17 protein-coding genes are annotated in these 15,231 nt (G+C 73.8%); 5 read left to right on the top strand and 12 right to left on the bottom strand.

The features are described 5' to 3' along the window. Nucleotides 1-51 precede the first annotated feature (51 nt). The 7 genes from O7607_RS15200 to O7607_RS15170 form a co-directional block, all read right to left on the bottom strand. Nucleotides 52-1,236 carry an ABC transporter permease gene (locus O7607_RS15200; RefSeq protein WP_269703885.1) on the bottom strand — a complete coding sequence of 395 codons (1,185 nt, stop codon included), beginning with the start codon at nucleotides 1,234-1,236 and terminating at the stop codon, nucleotides 52-54. Beyond that, nucleotides 1,233-2,111 (bottom strand): ABC transporter ATP-binding protein, encoded by an 879-nt coding sequence (locus O7607_RS15195; RefSeq protein ID WP_269703884.1) that lies wholly within the window; start codon nucleotides 2,109-2,111, stop codon nucleotides 1,233-1,235. Before O7607_RS15195 ends, O7607_RS15200 begins: the two co-directional genes overlap by 4 nt. Next, nucleotides 2,108-3,505: an efflux RND transporter periplasmic adaptor subunit gene (locus O7607_RS15190; protein WP_269703883.1), complete on the bottom strand. Its 1,398-nt coding sequence runs from the start codon at nucleotides 3,503-3,505 to the stop codon at nucleotides 2,108-2,110. The genes O7607_RS15195 and O7607_RS15190 overlap by 4 nt, the downstream gene beginning before the upstream one ends. 28 nt (nucleotides 3,506-3,533) lie before the next feature. After that, entirely contained in the window at nucleotides 3,534-5,189 is a 1,656-nt protein-coding gene (locus tag O7607_RS15185) for a hypothetical protein (protein WP_269703882.1), read from the bottom strand. A gap of 115 nt (nucleotides 5,190-5,304) precedes the next feature. Beyond that, a complete protein-coding gene (locus O7607_RS15180) occupies nucleotides 5,305-5,640 on the bottom strand; it encodes a YrdB family protein (RefSeq protein ID WP_269703881.1) in 336 nt (111 codons plus the stop codon). Further along, the gene (locus O7607_RS15175; RefSeq protein WP_269703880.1) at nucleotides 5,637-6,206 is read right to left on the bottom strand and encodes a TetR-like C-terminal domain-containing protein; all 570 of its coding nucleotides are present in this window, start codon (nucleotides 6,204-6,206) and stop codon (nucleotides 5,637-5,639) included. The genes O7607_RS15180 and O7607_RS15175 overlap by 4 nt, the downstream gene beginning before the upstream one ends. After that, nucleotides 6,199-6,993, bottom strand: a complete 795-nt coding sequence (locus O7607_RS15170) for an alpha/beta fold hydrolase (protein WP_269703879.1) — start codon at nucleotides 6,991-6,993, stop codon at nucleotides 6,199-6,201. The genes O7607_RS15175 and O7607_RS15170 overlap by 8 nt, the downstream gene beginning before the upstream one ends. Nucleotides 6,994-7,068: 75 nt before the next feature. On the opposite strand from O7607_RS15170, the gene O7607_RS15165 reads away from it, so the two are divergent. Continuing rightward, nucleotides 7,069-7,473 carry a VOC family protein gene (locus O7607_RS15165; RefSeq protein ID WP_269703878.1) on the top strand — a complete coding sequence of 135 codons (405 nt, stop codon included), beginning with the start codon at nucleotides 7,069-7,071 and terminating at the stop codon, nucleotides 7,471-7,473. A 1-nt stretch (nucleotide 7,474) separates the two neighbouring features. Here O7607_RS15165 and O7607_RS15160 read toward each other — a convergent pair whose 3' ends face one another. Beyond that, nucleotides 7,475-8,395, bottom strand: a complete 921-nt coding sequence (locus tag O7607_RS15160; protein WP_269703877.1) for a proline dehydrogenase family protein — start codon at nucleotides 8,393-8,395, stop codon at nucleotides 7,475-7,477. Between the two features lie 119 nt (nucleotides 8,396-8,514). Here O7607_RS15160 and O7607_RS15155 point away from each other — a divergent pair, with 119 nt between their 5' ends. The 3 genes from O7607_RS15155 to O7607_RS15145 are packed head-to-tail and all read left to right on the top strand — an operon-like array spanning nucleotide 8,515 to nucleotide 10,544. Continuing rightward, the gene (locus O7607_RS15155) at nucleotides 8,515-8,790 is read left to right on the top strand and encodes a hypothetical protein (protein WP_269703876.1); all 276 of its coding nucleotides are present in this window, start codon (nucleotides 8,515-8,517) and stop codon (nucleotides 8,788-8,790) included. Nucleotide 8,791: 1 nt separating this feature from the next. Further along, nucleotides 8,792-9,958 (top strand): glutathionylspermidine synthase family protein, encoded by a 1,167-nt coding sequence (locus O7607_RS15150; RefSeq protein WP_269703875.1) that lies wholly within the window; start codon nucleotides 8,792-8,794, stop codon nucleotides 9,956-9,958. 19 nt (nucleotides 9,959-9,977) lie between these two features. Next, the gene (locus tag O7607_RS15145; protein ID WP_018787720.1) at nucleotides 9,978-10,544 is read left to right on the top strand and encodes a CGNR zinc finger domain-containing protein; all 567 of its coding nucleotides are present in this window, start codon (nucleotides 9,978-9,980) and stop codon (nucleotides 10,542-10,544) included. Nucleotides 10,545-10,636: 92 nt separating this feature from the next. Here O7607_RS15145 and O7607_RS15140 read toward each other — a convergent pair whose 3' ends face one another. Both O7607_RS15140 and O7607_RS15135 read right to left on the bottom strand, forming a co-directional pair. Further along, entirely contained in the window at nucleotides 10,637-11,443 is an 807-nt protein-coding gene (locus O7607_RS15140) for a sugar phosphate isomerase/epimerase family protein (RefSeq protein ID WP_269703874.1), read from the bottom strand. A gap of 75 nt (nucleotides 11,444-11,518) precedes the next feature. Continuing rightward, a complete protein-coding gene (locus tag O7607_RS15135) occupies nucleotides 11,519-12,463 on the bottom strand; it encodes a Ppx/GppA phosphatase family protein (RefSeq protein ID WP_269703873.1) in 945 nt (314 codons plus the stop codon). 74 nt (nucleotides 12,464-12,537) lie between these two features. Here O7607_RS15135 and O7607_RS15130 point away from each other — a divergent pair, with 74 nt between their 5' ends. Beyond that, nucleotides 12,538-13,344 carry a hypothetical protein gene (locus O7607_RS15130; protein WP_269703872.1) on the top strand — a complete coding sequence of 269 codons (807 nt, stop codon included), beginning with the start codon at nucleotides 12,538-12,540 and terminating at the stop codon, nucleotides 13,342-13,344. A 45-nt stretch (nucleotides 13,345-13,389) separates the two neighbouring features. Here the strand turns inward: O7607_RS15130 and O7607_RS15125 are convergent, their stop codons facing one another. Then, nucleotides 13,390-13,911: a hypothetical protein gene (locus tag O7607_RS15125; protein WP_269703871.1), complete on the bottom strand. Its 522-nt coding sequence runs from the start codon at nucleotides 13,909-13,911 to the stop codon at nucleotides 13,390-13,392. A 294-nt stretch (nucleotides 13,912-14,205) separates the two neighbouring features. Continuing rightward, entirely contained in the window at nucleotides 14,206-15,189 is a 984-nt protein-coding gene (locus tag O7607_RS15120) for a transposase (protein WP_269701746.1), read from the bottom strand. Nucleotides 15,190-15,231: the final 42 nt, after the last annotated feature.

Genomic DNA, 15,231 nt, shown 5'->3' with positions numbered 1-15,231 from the left:
CGGCTGCCGGGCGCACGACGCCACCGGGTGCTCCGCGCGCAGCACCATCTCCTACTCGGCGCGCAGCGCCACCACCGGGTCGAGCCGTCCGGCCCGCTGCGCCGGCACCACGCCGAAGACGATGCCGACCGCCGCGGAGACGCCGAACGCCAGCGCCAGCGACCACCAGGTGATCGCCGCCGGGATCGGCGAGAACGCGTCCACGAGCAGCGCGGTGCCCACGCCCAGCGCCATCCCGGCCAGGCCGCCGACCGAGGTGAGCAGCACCGCCTCCAGCAGGAACTGCACGCCGATGTCGCGGGGGCGGGCACCGACCGCCTTACGCAGCCCGATCTCGCGGGTCCGCTCGCGTACCGAGACGAGCATGATGTTGGAGACGCCGACGCCGCCGACCAGCAGCGAGATGCCCGCGATGGCGGCCAGTACGCCGGTGAGCACGCCCAGGATGTCGCCGAGCACGCCGAGGATCTGGCGCTGGGTGACGGCGCTGAACTCGGTGTCCGGATGCCGGCGGGACAGCTCCGCGACGATCCGGTCGCCGAGTTCGTCGATCCGCTCCCGGTCCGGCGCCTTGACCGCGATGCCGTCGATGCGCTGGGTGCCCCAGAGCCGTTGCGCCGCCGTCACCGGTACGTGCACCTCGTCGTCCCGGTCCACGCCGAGGCTCTGCCCGAGCGGGGCGAAGACGCCGATCACCCGGAACCGGACGCCGGCCAGCGTGACCTGCTGGCCGAGCGGGTCACGGTCGGGAAAGAGCGCCCGGGCCACCGAGTCGCCGAGCACCGCCACCCGGCGGCTGGTGTCCACGTCCGCCCCGGTCAGGTAGCGGCCCCGCGACAGCGACCTGGTGAACACCGACGGGGTGGTCTCCAGGACGCCCTGCACGGTGGTGAAGTCGGACCGGTTGCCGGCCCGCGCGGTCGCGCCGGAGGCCACGGTCACCGCGACCCGGCCGGGGTCGCCGACCACCCGGGAGACGGCGTCGGCGTCGCTGAGGTCCAGCGGCGAGACCACCGGGGCGTTGCCCACCTCGATCCGGCCCGGCACCACCAGCAGCAGGTTCGAGCCGAGCCCTTCGACCTGCTGCTCGACCTGCTGTTTCGTGCCGGTGCCGATGGCCACCAGGATCACCACCGAGGCCACCCCGATGATCACCCCGAGCATGGTCAGCAGGCTGCGCATCCGGTTGGCCCGCAGCGCGTCCGACGCCACCCGCCACGCCTCGGCCAGCCTCATCCGGCGTCCCCGAGGTCCTGCGGCAGTCGGCGCTCCTCGGCCCGCGGAAGGCGCCCGGTGGCTCCGGTGGCGCCACCGGAGCCACCGGGCGGGTGCCCCGGGCCGCTTCCGGACGCGGACCGGGGCTCCGCGCTGGGAGCGGGGTCCAGTGTCGCAGGTACGCCGGAACCGTCCGACGGCGGTCGATCATGAAGGCTGTCGGACCGGATCAGCCCGTCCCGTACCGCGATGCGCCGGTGTGCCCGGGCGGCCACCTCCTGGTCGTGGGTCACCATCACCAGCGCCACCCCCGACTCGGCGTTCAGCTGTTCCAGCAGTTCCAGCACCGCCTTGCCGGTGGCGCTGTCCAGGTTGCCGGTCGGCTCGTCGGCGAGCAGCACCGCCGGTTCGGTCACCAGCGCCCGCGCGATCGCCACCCGCTGCTGCTCGCCGCCGGAGAGCTGGTTGGGCCGGTGGTGCAGCCGGTGGCCGAGCCCGACCCGGCCCAGCATCGCCGCCGCCCGCTCCCGCCGCTGCCGCGCCCCGACACCCCGGTAGACGAGCGGCAACGCCACGTTGTCCACAGCCGACGTACGGGCCAGCAGGTGGAACGCCTGGAACACGAAGCCGATGGTCTCGTTGCGCAGCGTCGCCAGCTCCGGCGCGGTCATCGTGGTCACGTCCCGCCCACCGATCACCAGCCGGCCGCCGCTGGGCCGGTCCAGCCCGCCGAGCAGGTGCATCAGCGTCGACTTGCCGGAGCCGGACGGGCCGATCACCGCCACGTACTCGCCCTGGTCGATGGTGAGCGACACCCCGCGCAGCGCGGACACCGAGACCCCGTCCAGCTCGTACGTGCGCCAGACGTCGACCGCCTCGACCGCCGGTACGGTCACGGGAGTTCCTGGCCGTCGCGCACCTGGTCGGCCCCGCGCACCACGACCCGGTCACCGGCTCGTACGCCGTCGACGATCTGCACCAGGTCCTGCCCCTGCACGCCCACAGTCACCGGAACCCGGTCGGCCCGGCCGTCACGCAGCACCCAGACGGCGTCCCGCCCGTCGGCGGAGAACACCGCCGACGCCGGCACCGCCACCGCGTCGGCGGCCTCCCGCACCCGCAGCCGTACCACCGCGTTCATGCCCGGCCGCGGCGCCGGGGCCGGCTCGGCCTCACCGAGGCGTCCGGCACCGAGGTCGAGCCGGACCCGGTAGGTGACGCCGCCCCGCGCCGAGCTGGTGGGCAACACGTCGACCGAGCGAACCGTGGCGTCGTACGTCGCGCCGGTCACCGCGTCCAGCTCGACCGACGCGGGCACCCCGGCCCGGACCAGCAACACGTCCGTCTCGTCCACCTCGGCGAGCAGGCCGAGCCGGCCGACATCCACCACTGTGAGCACCGGCGTGCCGGCGGTGACCCGGCCACCAGCCGGGATCGCGTCGTCGACACCCGGCGGCGGGCCGCCCTGCCCACCACCGCCCAGCGCGGACGGGTCGAGACCGGGCACCGCCCCGCCACCCGCCGCACCCAGCAGCCCGGCCAGGTCGGCCGGCGCCGCCGACCGGGTGCCGCCCGGCTGCACCACACCGGCGATCGGCGCGCGCAACGTCAGCGCGTCCACAGTCGCCTTCGCCAGGTCGTACGCCTGCTGGGCCTGGAGTCGTTGCGCGGACGACAGCGCGCCGACGGCGCTGTTCAGGCCGGCGACCCCGCGCTGCACCTGGGCGACCGCCCGGTCGGCGGCGCGGGCGGCGGACTCGTACTGCCGCTGCGCCGACTGGACCTGGAGCAGCAGCGCGGCGCGTACCTGCGGATCGCCGACCTTGCCCGCGGCGGCGCGGGCGGCGGCGAACGCCTCGTCGGCGGCCCGGTCGGTGCCGCGGCGGCTGCCGCCCAGGTCGCCCGTGCCGGCGCCCCGCCCGGCCCGCTTCGCCGCGCGCAACGCGTCCCGCGCCTTCTCCAGGCGGTCCCGGGCCGACGGCGAGTCGATCACCGCGAGCACCTGTCCCCGGGTCACCCGCTGGCCCGGCTGCACCCGCAGGCGGGTGAGCGTGCCGTCGGCGGGCGCGGTGAGGGTGGCCGCGGCGCGCGCGGTCACGGTGGCCGGGGCGTCGATCACCTCGCTCACCGGCGCGCGGCCCACCTCGGCGACGGTGACCGCCGGGGCGTCGTCGCCGCAGGACGCGGCGGTCGTGCCGGTCAGCGCGACGACCGCGAGCACCGCGGTGACGAGACGGGGGCGGCGGGCCGCGGGCAGCCGCGGCGAGGGAGTGCGGGCCACCCGGCCCATGCTACGACCCGTCGACAGGCGTCGACGTTCAGCCGACGACGGCCCGGACGTAGGCGACGCAGTCGTCGTGCAGCATCGACCACGGGTCGCCGAACACCTCGTCGGCGGCCTGCTCCGGGGACCGGCCCTGGTGCACCACGGCCCGGTAGAAGTCCAGCATCCGCTGCTCGCCGTACCTGTCGACCAGATGGCGTACGGCCAGGTAGCCGACGCCATAGGCACCGCCGACCCGGTCGTCGCTCGCGTCGTCGGCGGGAGCCACCGCGTCCAGCCGCCCCGACCACCCGCCGCGCAGCAGATCCCGCACCTCGGCCAGCCCGTCGTAGCGGTGCACGGGCTGCCCGTCGGCACCGGCGTACTCGGCCAGCCCTTCCACCAGCCACCAGTCCGCGCGGTCGGCGTAACCCCGGTCGGGCAGCGAGGCGGCATGGGTCAGCTCGTGCCGGAGCAGGTCGTCGATGCCCGTCGGGGTGAGGATCTGCGCGTTGAGCACCACGTCGTGGCGCCCACCACCGACGCCCACCGCGTACCCGGCGGTCCACTTCGGCCGCCCGCCGCCGTACCAGCGCTGCCACTCGCCCTTCCCGGCGTAGTAGACGAGATACCGGTCCGGCGGCCGGCCGCCGATCGCGTACCGGTCCGCGGCCTGGGCGGCGGTCTCGGCCTGGGCGAGCAGGCCGGGCAGCTTGCGCCGCTGGGCCGGCGTGGTGGCCACCACGACCCGCTTGCCGACCGCCACGGCGAGGTCGTTCACCTGCCACGGGCGCACGCCCGCCGGGTCCGTCGAGGACGGCTCCACGGCGGTCAGCCGGGGTTCCTCCCCCACCAGCCGCCAGCGCGTGCCCAGCTCCACAGTGCTCGGCGCGCAGTCCCGCACCACGAAGCAGTAGCCGACGGTCACCGCCAGCCGCCACTCCCCCGGCTTTCCGTCGACCGCCGCCGGCACCCCGTCGGCCGTCGAGCGCCAGGTCGTGACCCGCAGCGACCGCAGCGACGCGTACCGGCGGCTCAGCACCGGCCGGGCCGCCGGCTCGGCGATCGCGAGGAAGCCCGCCCGGTCCGCGCCGACCAGCGCGGCGGCCTGCCGGTCCAGCAGCGCGAGCATCCGCTCGCCGAGCCGCCGCTGCGCCGCCGTGCCCGGGTCGTCCTTCGCGGCCGACCGCCCGGCCGCGTCCGGCGCCGACTCCCGCAGGAGTACGCCGGGCACGGCGCCCGCCACCAGGCCGAGCGCGAGTCCGAGCGCGGTCCAGAGCGGCCACCGCCGCCGTTTCGGCACCGCCCGCGCCGGGTCCGGCTGCGCCAGGGGTACGGGGTACGGCGCCGGACCAGCGGCGATGTACGGCAACGCCGCGTCCGGTGCCGGTGCGATGGTGTCGACGGCGGCGTCCACGCCGGCGGAGATGGCGGCGCTTTCGGCGTGAGTGTCGTCAGCGCGGGCGTCGGCGGCGGCGCTGAGGTTGGCAGCGCTCGCGTCGGCCGCGCGGTCGGCGCCGGCGCTGACGTGGACGGTGCTCGTGTCGGCGGCGCTCGCCTTGTCGGCGCTCACGTCGGCGGCGCTCGCCTTGTCGGCGCTCACGTCGGCGGCGCTCGCCTTGTCGGCGCTCACGTCGGCGGCATCGACGGTGGGACGAGGCTCGTCGCCGTCCGTCGTCCGGCCGGGAGGCTGCTCGTCGCCGTCGGTCACCGGCGAAGGGTACGACCAATCGGGCGTTCCGGGAAAGAGTCCCGCCGTGTTCCGCCGTGCCCCGAGATCTTGGTACGAAAGCGCCCTCGAAGGGGCCGGTTCGTACCAAGATCTCTCAGATCGGCGTGCCGGTCAGCGTCAACGCCGCCTTGTCGACTGCCCAGAGGGCCACCAGTGCCACTCCGGGTACCGCATGGCCGGCCAGGGCGAGCAGCACACCGCCGGTGAGGAAGCAGGCGGCCTGGACGGCGAGCCTGGCCGGGTCGGGCAGCGCCACGGCGGCACGCGGTGAGCAGAACAGTCCCCACACCACGGCGATCACCAGCGGCGCACCGAGCCCGGCGAGCAGGCGCAGCGGCCAGCCGGCGTCGAGCGTGAAGCCCCAGTACCCGGCCGAGCCCAGCAGGGCCAGCTCCAGCAGGAAGATCACGCCCAGCAGCAGCGCGGTCATCGGTCCTCCCAGGAGAGGTAGGCGCGGTCCAGCCCCGCGATCATCTGGTCGAAGGAACGGTCGGTGTCGCGGGGCAGCCCGAATCCGCCCGCCGCCTCCAGCGCGACGAAGCCGTGCACGGCGGCCCGGAACATCCGGATGGCGTCGGTCGCGGCGTCGCCGTCGAGGCCGTACCCGAGCAGGATGGCCCGGACCGCGCCGACCGCGCGCTCTCCGGCGGCCAGGTGGTCGGGGTCGGCCGGGTCGGGCGCCCGCTGGGCGGCCGGGTAGCGGCCGGGGTGCTGCCGCGCGTACGCCCGGTAGGCGGCGGCGACGGCGCGCAACGCGTCGCCACCGGCCCGGCCCGCGGCGGCGGCCGTGAGCACGTCGGCGATCTCGGCGGTGGCGAGCACGGCGAGCTTCTGGTGCAGCGCGTCCGCGCCCCGCACGTGCTTGTAGAGGCTGGGTAGCGCGACGCCGAGGCGGGCGGCGAGCGCGGCCAGGGTCAGCTTCTCGTAGCCGACCTCGTCGGCGAGCGTGGCGGCCTCCCGCACGACTGTGGCCGGGGTCAGGCCGGCCCTAGGCACGCGCGGTCACCGCCAGGAACTCGACCAGGTCGGCGGCGGTGGCGTCGGGCTGGTCGGCGTGCGGGTAGTGCCCGGAGTCGGCGACCATCCGCGCCTCGGCGACGGCGAACTGCCGGCGGGCGGCGCGCGCCTCGGCGCCCGGCTCGGGGAAGTCCGGATCGTTCGTGCCCATCAGCACCAGCACCGGGCGGCGCACCTCGGGCGCCCGCGCGGTCCAGTGCGGGTCGGCCGGTGCGACGACACCGCGCACGGCGGCCATCCGCCCGCGCAGCTTGGCGACCATCTCCCTGCGGTACGCGGCGTCGTCCGCCGGGCGCCCGCAGGGGAACAGCGTGCGGTGGAACAGCCCGAACAGCCGAGGGCTGCGCAGCACTGCCGCCTGCGCGACGCGCATCAGCGGGTTCGGCTTGGGCGTGCCGACGAACGGGCTGACCTGCACGATGCCGCTGACCAGGTCGGGCGCCTCGGCGGCGGCGAAGACGATTGCGGCGGCGCTGGACGAGCTGCCGACCAGGGTGGCCGGCTCACCGCCGAGCGCCCGCACCACGGCGAGCAGGTCGCCGCCGACGTGCTCCGGGGCGTACGTGGGCCAGTGCGGGCTGGAGTCGCCGTGCCCCCGGACGTCGACCGAGGCGACCCGGTAGCCGGCCGCGACCAGCCGGGGCGTCAGGTGCCGGAAGGCCGCCCGGTTCTCCCCCATGCCGTGCGCGAGGACCACGAGCGGTCCCGACCCGTGCACCTCGTACGCGATCGTGCCGCCGTCCCGCGACACCTGGCTAACTGTCATAGCCTTAAAGCTAACGTCATTAGCCAAGTCGGTCAAGCTTGACCTCAACCCGAGGTGAGGTCGCACGATCCCGGCATGCCGATCACCGCCGACACCCACGTACGTCTCGCCCGCCCGAGCCGCGACCTCGCCGCCGCCGAACGGTTCTGGACACAGGGGCTGGGCCTGGACGTGCTCTACCGGAGCGAGGGCGACCACCCGGACGAGCACGACCTGGTGATGCTCGGCCTGCCCGGGGCCGGCTGGCACCTGGAACTGGTCGGCGGCTCGACGCTCACGGTCGAGCCGCGTCCCACCGGGGAGGACCTGTTCGTGCTCTACCTCGACGGCCCGCCCGACGACGACCTGGTCCGGAGACTGGAACGGGCCGGCGGGACCAGGGTCTCCGCCGGCCCGTACTGGGACAGGTGGGGTGTCACGTTCACCGACCCGGACGGCTACCGCCTCGTGCTGTGCACCCGGGCCTGGTCGAACGAGTGACTCACTTCTTCGACAGCACCGCGCGGCCGAAGAACGCCAGGTTGGCCGGGCGCTCCGCGAGCCGGCGCATCAGGTAGCCGTACCACTGGTCGCCGTACGGGACGTAGGTCCGCACCGTGTAGCCCTCGCCGACCAGGCGCTGCTGCTCCTCCGGGCGGATGCCGTAGAGCATCTGGAACTCGAACCGGCCCGGGTCGCGGTCGAACCAGCGCGCCCGGTCCTCCCCGATCGCGATCAGCCGCGGGTCGTGCGTGGCGAGCATCGGGTAGCCGTCACCGGACATCAGCACGTTCATGCAGCGCACGTACGACTTGTCCACCTCGCGGGCGGACTGGTACGCCACCGACTCCGGCTCCTTGTACGCGCCCTTGCACAGCCGCACCCGCGACCCGGCCGAGGCCAGCTCCCGGCAGTCCGACTCGGTCCGCCGCAGGTACGCCTGGAGCACCGCGCCGGTCGACGGGTGGTCCTTGCGGAGCTTCGCCAGGATGTCCAGCGTCGAGTCGGTGGTGGTGTGGTCCTCCATGTCCAGCGTGACAGTGGTGCCCGCCGCGTCGGCCGCCGCGCAGATCGCCCGCGCGTTGTCGTACGCGAGCTGCTCGTCGAACATCTGGCCCAGCGCGGACAGCTTCACGCTGACCTCGGCGGCCGGGGTGAGCCCGGCGGCGGCGAGGCGGCTCAGCAGCCTGAGGTACTCGTCCCGGGTGGCGTTCGCCTGCTCCGGGGTGGTGGTGTCCTCGCCCAGGTAGTCGAGGGTGACCGCTTGGCCGTCGGCGACCAGCTCGCGGGTGGCGCGCAGCGCGTCGTCGGTGGCGGCGCCGGCGACGAACCGGCGGACGACGTCCCGGGTGAACGGGGCCGTCGCGACGAGCCGCTCCACCTGGGTGGATCGGGAGGCGGCGAGGATGACGGAACGGAGCATGAGCCGAGCGTAACGCTCACCACCGGGCCCTCGCCGGGTGCGTCCGAGGCCCGCCCGGTTCCGTCCCACGGCACCGGGCCGGGCACCCCCGGCTGGCGCGGATCAGCTACAACGTTCACGTGGATCGACGACACCCCCGGCGCCGGCTCCGCTCGGCCTCCGTGCAGCTCGGCGCGCTGACCGCGCTGGCCCTCGCGCTCTCCGGCTGCAACAACGGTTACGACGACGACGATGACGACTGCGCGCTCGGCCCGGCCGGCGGGGGCGGCGACGTCGTCGCCGTGGCCCTGCACGTGCCCGCGCCGGTCACCGCCGCACGCGGCGAGCCGGCCCCGGCCGCCGCGCTGCCCGAGCGCGGCGGCTTCGGCACCCACCTCGCCTCCTGCGGCGGCTGACGTGCGCCGCGAGGCGAGCACGCCGCGCCCCGGCTGGGACGAGATCATCCGGGCTCAGGGCCTGGTGTACGTCGACACCGAGCTGCCCGACGGCGAGATCATGTCGTACTGGGACGAGACCGCGGCGTACTCGTTCACGCTGGACGAGGTGCTCCGGCTGGAGGAGGCGACGGAGGAGCTGCACCGGATGTCGGTGGCCGCCGCCGAGCACGTGGTGGCCCGCCGCCGGTACGCCGAGTTCGGCATCCCCGAGTGGGCCGCCGAGGCGGTCGCCCGCTCGCTGCGGGAGAACCCGCCGACGCTCTACGGCCGGTTCGACCTCTGGTACGACGGCAGCGGGCCGCCGAAGATGCTGGAGTACAACGCCGACACCCCGACCGCGCTGGTCGAGGCGAGCATCGTGCAGTGGTACTGGCTGGAGCACACCCGCCCGGACGCGGACCAGTGGAACAGCCTGCACGAACGCCTGGTGGGCGCCTGGGCCAAGATCGGCGCCGGGCTGCACGAGCCGCGGGCGCACGTGCTGTGGTCCTCCGAAGAGGAGTCGGGCGAGGACCAGATCACCGCCGGCTACCTCGCCGAGACCGCCCGCCAGGCCGGGCTGGACGTGACGCTCATGCCGATCCAGCGGGTCGGCTGGGACGGGCGGCGCTTCGTCGACGCCGACGACCGGCCGATCACCACCTGCTTCAAGCTCTACCCCTGGGAGTGGATGCTCGCCGAGCCGTACGGGCGCCCGGCGCTGGACCCGGGCACCCCCACCACCTGGATCGAGCCGGCCTGGAAGCTGCTGCTGTCGAACAAGGCGCTGCTGGCCGTGCTCTGGGAGATGTACCCGGGGCACGACTACCTGCTGCCCGCGTACCTGGACTCGCCGCGCGGCATGACCGAGTACGTGGCCAAGCCGCTGCTTGGCCGGGAGGGCGGCTCGGTACGCATCGTGACCGGCGACACGGAGATCACCAACCCGGGGATCTACGGCGACGAGGGCTTCTGCTTCCAGGAGTTCCGCGCGTTGCCCGAGTTCGAGGGCAACCGGACGGTGCTCGGCAGCTGGATCGTGGACGGCGAGTCGGCCGGCGCCGGCGTGCGCGAGAGCGAGAGCCTCATCACTGACGGTTACGCGCGGTTCCTGCCCCACTACATCGACGCACCGCGTCCGCTCTGAGTCGTCTACCGTTGGTGTCGTGAACTTCGACGCGTACGCCCGGACCGGGGTCGAGCTCGTCAACGCCCGGCTGGACGACCTGGACGGCCTGCGGGCCGTCTTCTCGGACGAGCAGGGCTGGATGCGCGACGAGGTCGCGGAACGGGACCTGGCGATCTTCCGGCGGGCGCAGAAGCGCCTCCGGGACGTCTTCGAGTACGGCACCTCGGGCCGGGACAACGAAGCGGTGGCGGAGTTGAACGCGCTGCTGGAGGCGTTCCCGGTGCAGCCGCGCATCTCCGGGCACGACTCCTCGGACTGGCACATGCACGTGACCAGCCGGGGCGCATCGGTCTCGTCGGAATACCTGGCCGGCGCGGTCTGGGGCCTGTCGGTGTGGCTGTGCGAGTACGGCAGCGCCCGCTTCGGGGTCTGCGCCGACGACCGCTGCGGCAACGTCTACCTGGACACCTCGTCCAACTGCTGCCGCCGGTTCTGCTCCGAGCGCTGCGCCACCCGCTCCCACGTGGCGGCGCACCGGGCGCGCAAGCGGGCAGCGGTCGGCGAGCAGGCCGTCCCGGCGCAGCCGCTGTCCCCGGTGAGCTGACCTCCGGCGCACTCCCCGGCCCTCGGGCCGACGCCGCGCCGCCGCAAGCGACGCCGCATCCGTGCGCGAGCAGCCGGGGTGGCCCGTGCCGGTCAGACGTCGACCGGGGACGGCGCGGTCAGGTTCGCCCGGGCGAACTCCAGCGACTCCCGCAGGTCCGCCTCGCGGACCGCGCGACTCTTCGCGCCCCGGGTCGTCACCTCCACCGCTACCGAGCCGATGAACCCCCGCCCGGCCAGCGAGCGGAGCATCTCCGCGCAGGGCTGCCCGCCGCGACCCGGCACCAGGTGCTCGTCGCGCCCCTCGCCGGTGCCGTCGCCCAGGTGCACGTGCGCCAGCCCGGAACCCATCCGGTCGGCCATCGCCATCGCGTCGGTGTGCGACGCCGCGCAGTGCGACAGGTCGAGCGTGTACGAGGCGTACCCGATCTCGGTCGGATCCCAGCCCGGCGCGTACGGGACGAACTGCCGCCCGGCCATCCGCACCGGGTACATGTTCTCCACCCCGAAGTGCAGGCCGCCGAACTGGCCCGCGATGGTGTCGAGGCCGTCGGCGAAGGTGCGCGCGTAGTCACGCTGCCAGGTGAACGGCGGGTGCACCACGACGGTCGGCGCCTCCAGCGTCTCGGCCAGCTCGGCGGCCTTGCGCAGCCGCTCCCACGGGTCGGGGCTCCACACCCGCTGGGTGACGAGCAGGCAGGGGGCGTGCACCGACAGCACCGGGACGCCGTAGTGCTCGGCGAGGCCGCGCAGCGCGCCCGCGTCCTGGCTGACCGGGTCGGTCCAGACCATCACCTCGATGCCGTCGTAGCCCAGCTCGGCGGCGAGCTGGAACGCCGCCGCGGTCCGTTCGGGAAAGACCGAGGACGTGGACAGGAGCACCGGAACGCGGTAAGTCACAGTTCCGAGGGTAGCCCCAAGCGCCAGCGAGCATCGGGACGAGCAACCGCAAAGCAACCCAGAGCGCTCGTACGGTCACATCGGCGCGAGCTGATCCAGCCGGCGCAGGATGACGCCCTCCCGCAGCGCCCACGGGCAGATGTCCACGCAGTCGACGTCGAGACGGCGCATCACCGCCTCCGCCACCACCGCGCCGGCGAGGAGCTGGTGTGCCCGCTGCGCGCTGACCCCCTCCAGCTCGGGCAGCTGAGCCGGCGGGATGTGCCTGATGAACCCGAGCACCTGCCGCAGCCCGGTACGCGTCAGGCTGCGCCGCGCCCACAGGCCCGCACCGGAGGGCGCGGCGCCCGCCAGCCGGGCCAGCGTGCGGAACGTCTTCGAGGTGGCGACCGGACGCTCCCAGCCCACCGCTGTCAGCTGCTCGACCACCGGGTCGAGCTGCGCGTCCACGTACGCCCGCAGTTCCTCCACGGCCTCGGCCGACGGCGGCGCCGCGCCGGCCGGGTCGACGGCGAGCCGCTCCCGGCTCAGCCGTCCTGCCCCGAGCGGCAGCGAGATCGCCACGTCCGGGTGCTCGTCGATGCCGGCGGCCAGCTCCAGCGAGCCGCCGCCGATGTCCATCGCGAGCAACCGGCCCGCCGACCAGCCGAACCACCGCCGCACCGCCAGGAACGTCATCCGCGCCTCGTCCGCGCCGGAGAGCACCTCCAGGCGTACGCCCGTCTCGTCGCGGACACGGGCCAGCACGTCGGCGGCGTTCGTGGCGTCGCGGACCGCGCTCGTGGCGAACGCCAGCAGATCCTCGGCGCCCAGCCCGTCCGCCGCCGCCCGGGCCATGCCGACCGCCTTGACCAGGCCGTCCGCGCCGCCGACGGTGAGCGCGCCGTCCGGGCCGATCTGCTCGGCCAGCCGCAGCACCACCTTCTCCGAGTGCGCCGGCCAGGGATGCGCGCCGTGGTGGGCGTCGACCACCAGCAGGTGCACCGTGTTGGAGCCGACGTCGAGGACACCCAGTCGCATGGGAAAGACACTAGGGCCAACACGTTTCGTCGGCTCGACGGCCGGGCGGGGTCACCGCGCGTACGCTGGTCCGAGTGACAGGGCAGATCGAGCTTCACGTGCTGGTGGACGACCCCGAGGACCCGCGCAGCCGCGAGGTCGGGCTGGACTTCCCACGGGAGTGGATCGAGTTCACCGACCCGGCCGACCCGAAGCACGTCGTCCGAGCCGACCTGACCTGGCTGCTGTCCCGCTGGACATGCATCTTCGGCCAGGGCTGCCACGGCATCATCGCCGGGCGGGCCGGCGACGGGTGCTGCTCGCACGGCGCGTTCTTCACCGACTCCGACGACGAGAAGCGGGTCCGCGCAGCGGTGAAGCGGCTGACGCCGGAGACGTGGCAGCACTTCCGGCGCGGGTTCAAGAACTGGACCGAGAACGACACGGTCGACGGCAAGACGCCGGCCCGGCGTACCGCCACCCGCGACGTGGACGCCCCCTGCGTGTTCCTCAACGACGCCGACTTCGCCGGTGGGGGCGGCTGTGCGCTGCACGCCCAGGCGCTGCGCGACGGGGTGCACCCGCTGGAGTACAAGCCGGACGTCTGCTGGCAGTTGCCGGTACGTCGCGACCAGGAATGGCACAAACGGCCCGACAACACCAAGGTGCTGATCTCCACGCTGGCCGAGTTCGACAGGCGCGGCTGGGGCGCCGGCGGGCACGACCTCGACTGGTGGTGCACGTCCTCCACCGACGCGCACGTCGGCGCCGAGCCGATGTACGTCTCGTACGGCCCGGAGCTGACCGCGCTGATCGGCGCGCCCGCGTACGCGAAGCTGGCCGAACTGTGCGCCGCCCGGCAACGCCAGGGTCAGGTCGCCCCGCACCCGGCAAGCGAGTGAAGGCCGGCACCCCGTTGGTTCGGGGTGCCGGCCTTTCGCTGTGTCTTACTTGTTCCAGTGCTCGGCGACGAAGTCGGCGGCCTGCTGTTCCCACTGGGCGTAGTGGTCCGGGTAGGCCGACACCTGCACGGTCTGGGCGGCCTTGGTCAGCGGCATGTCCTGCCAGCCGTCGACCTGCTTCAGGCCCTTGAGGAACGCGGTGGTGGAGTACTCGGGGTCGGTGATCTGCTCCACCGTGCCCCAACCGGAGGAGGGGCGCTGCTGGAACAGGCCCTGCGAGTCGTGGTCGTTACGGTCACCCAGGTGGCCGAGGTTCTCCAGCTTCGACTCCTGCAACGCGGTGGCGATGGACACGACCGCGGCACGCTCGTCCATGCCGGCCTTCTTCGTCGCGGCGATGATCGCCTTGACGTTGGCGGTCTGCTCGTCGTTCAGGTCGATGCGCGACTGGGCGCGGCACCCGCCCACGATTCCGCCACCACAGTGCCGCCCACCACCCCCAACCCGGACACCCCGCCCCACACCCGCCAACCCCCACCGAGCCCAGCCGAGCACCTCGCCCTGCACCCCGTGATCAAGGAGTTAGCGTCACCATCCGGCCCCCTTGAGCCCACAAACTCCTTGATCACCCGGAGAAGCCCTCCCTGGGCGCCCTCCACAGGGTTGATCATGAGGTTGGCGGCGACAAAACGGACACCAAGCACCGCCAAGTTCATGATCGACGCGGCCGGGCCGGGCGCGAGCTGGACGGGGAGCGCAGCGGCCGTCGACGGGCCACGCGATCTTGCAGCTTGCGCCCTCGGTGCGTCCCATTAGCGCGGTTTGCGGGGCACCAAAGTGCAAGATCTGTGAAGGTGTTTGTCAAGCGTTGGTTTCGAGGGTGCGCCAGATTTGGCGGGCTATGTAGCGTTTGAGGCTGCGGGTGATTTCGGCTGGGGTGCGGCCTTCGGTGGTGCGGCGTTCGACGTAGTCCTTGGTGGGTTGGTGGCATCGTTGGCGGGTTTTCGCGATGGTGTGTAGGGCGGCGTTGAGGGTGCGGTCGCCGCCTCGGTTGAGGCGGTGGCGGATGGTGCGTCCGGAGTTGGCGGGGACGGGGCTGGCGCCGGCGAGTGAGGCGAAGGCGGCTTCGTTGCGGAACCGGCCGGGGTGTGACCAGGCGGTCAGTGCGATCGCGGCGGTGACGGGGCCGATCCCGGGTTGGTCGAGCAGGGTGGGGCAGAGCTTGTCGACCAGGGTGCGGATCTCGGCGAGGTTGGCTTTCAGGAGCTTCTCGAGGGTCAGGATCTGCTCGGCCAGGGCTGCCAGTTGAGTGCGGCGCAGTCGGTCAAGTCCGCTGCCGCTGCCGGTGCCGGTGGTGAGGGTGGTGGCGTGTTGGACCTGCCGCAGGGTGTTCAGTCCGCGCATCTGTGTGCGTAGATCGTCGTCGGCGGTGAGGATCAGCGATTTGAACAGGTTGATGGTGGCGGTGCGGGTGTCGCTGTAGTGGCGGCGGCAGACGTGCAGCAGGCGCAGGGCTTCCCGGTCGCCGTCGGCGCGGGGCGTGGCGACGTGGTCGGCGGCCAGCACCGCGCGAGCGGCGTGCACGGCGTCCAACGCGTCGGACTTGCCGCCTCGCCGACGGCGTCCGGCAGCGGGTTTGGGTGCTTCCAGGACGTCCTCACCCGCGGCGCGCAGGACACGCAGCAGGCCGACCCCGTGACACCGGGCGCCGTCCAGGGCCCAGGCCCGCCGGCCCGTTCCCAGCCCGGTCGTCTGCCGCCCGGCCCAGGCCAGCAGAACAGCGGCGCCGTCGGCGGTGGCCGGCACGGTGATCTCGGCCAGCACTGTCCCGACCGGGGTGGTCACCGCGGCGGTGTGCGTATCGGTATGGGTATCCACACCGATGAC

It is taken from the genome of Micromonospora sp. WMMA1949, from assembly GCF_027460145.1.
GTDB lineage: Bacteria > Actinomycetota > Actinomycetes > Mycobacteriales > Micromonosporaceae > Micromonospora.
Note: the sequence above shows the minus strand (reverse complement) of the source record. Positions and strands in the feature narration are given on the sequence as shown.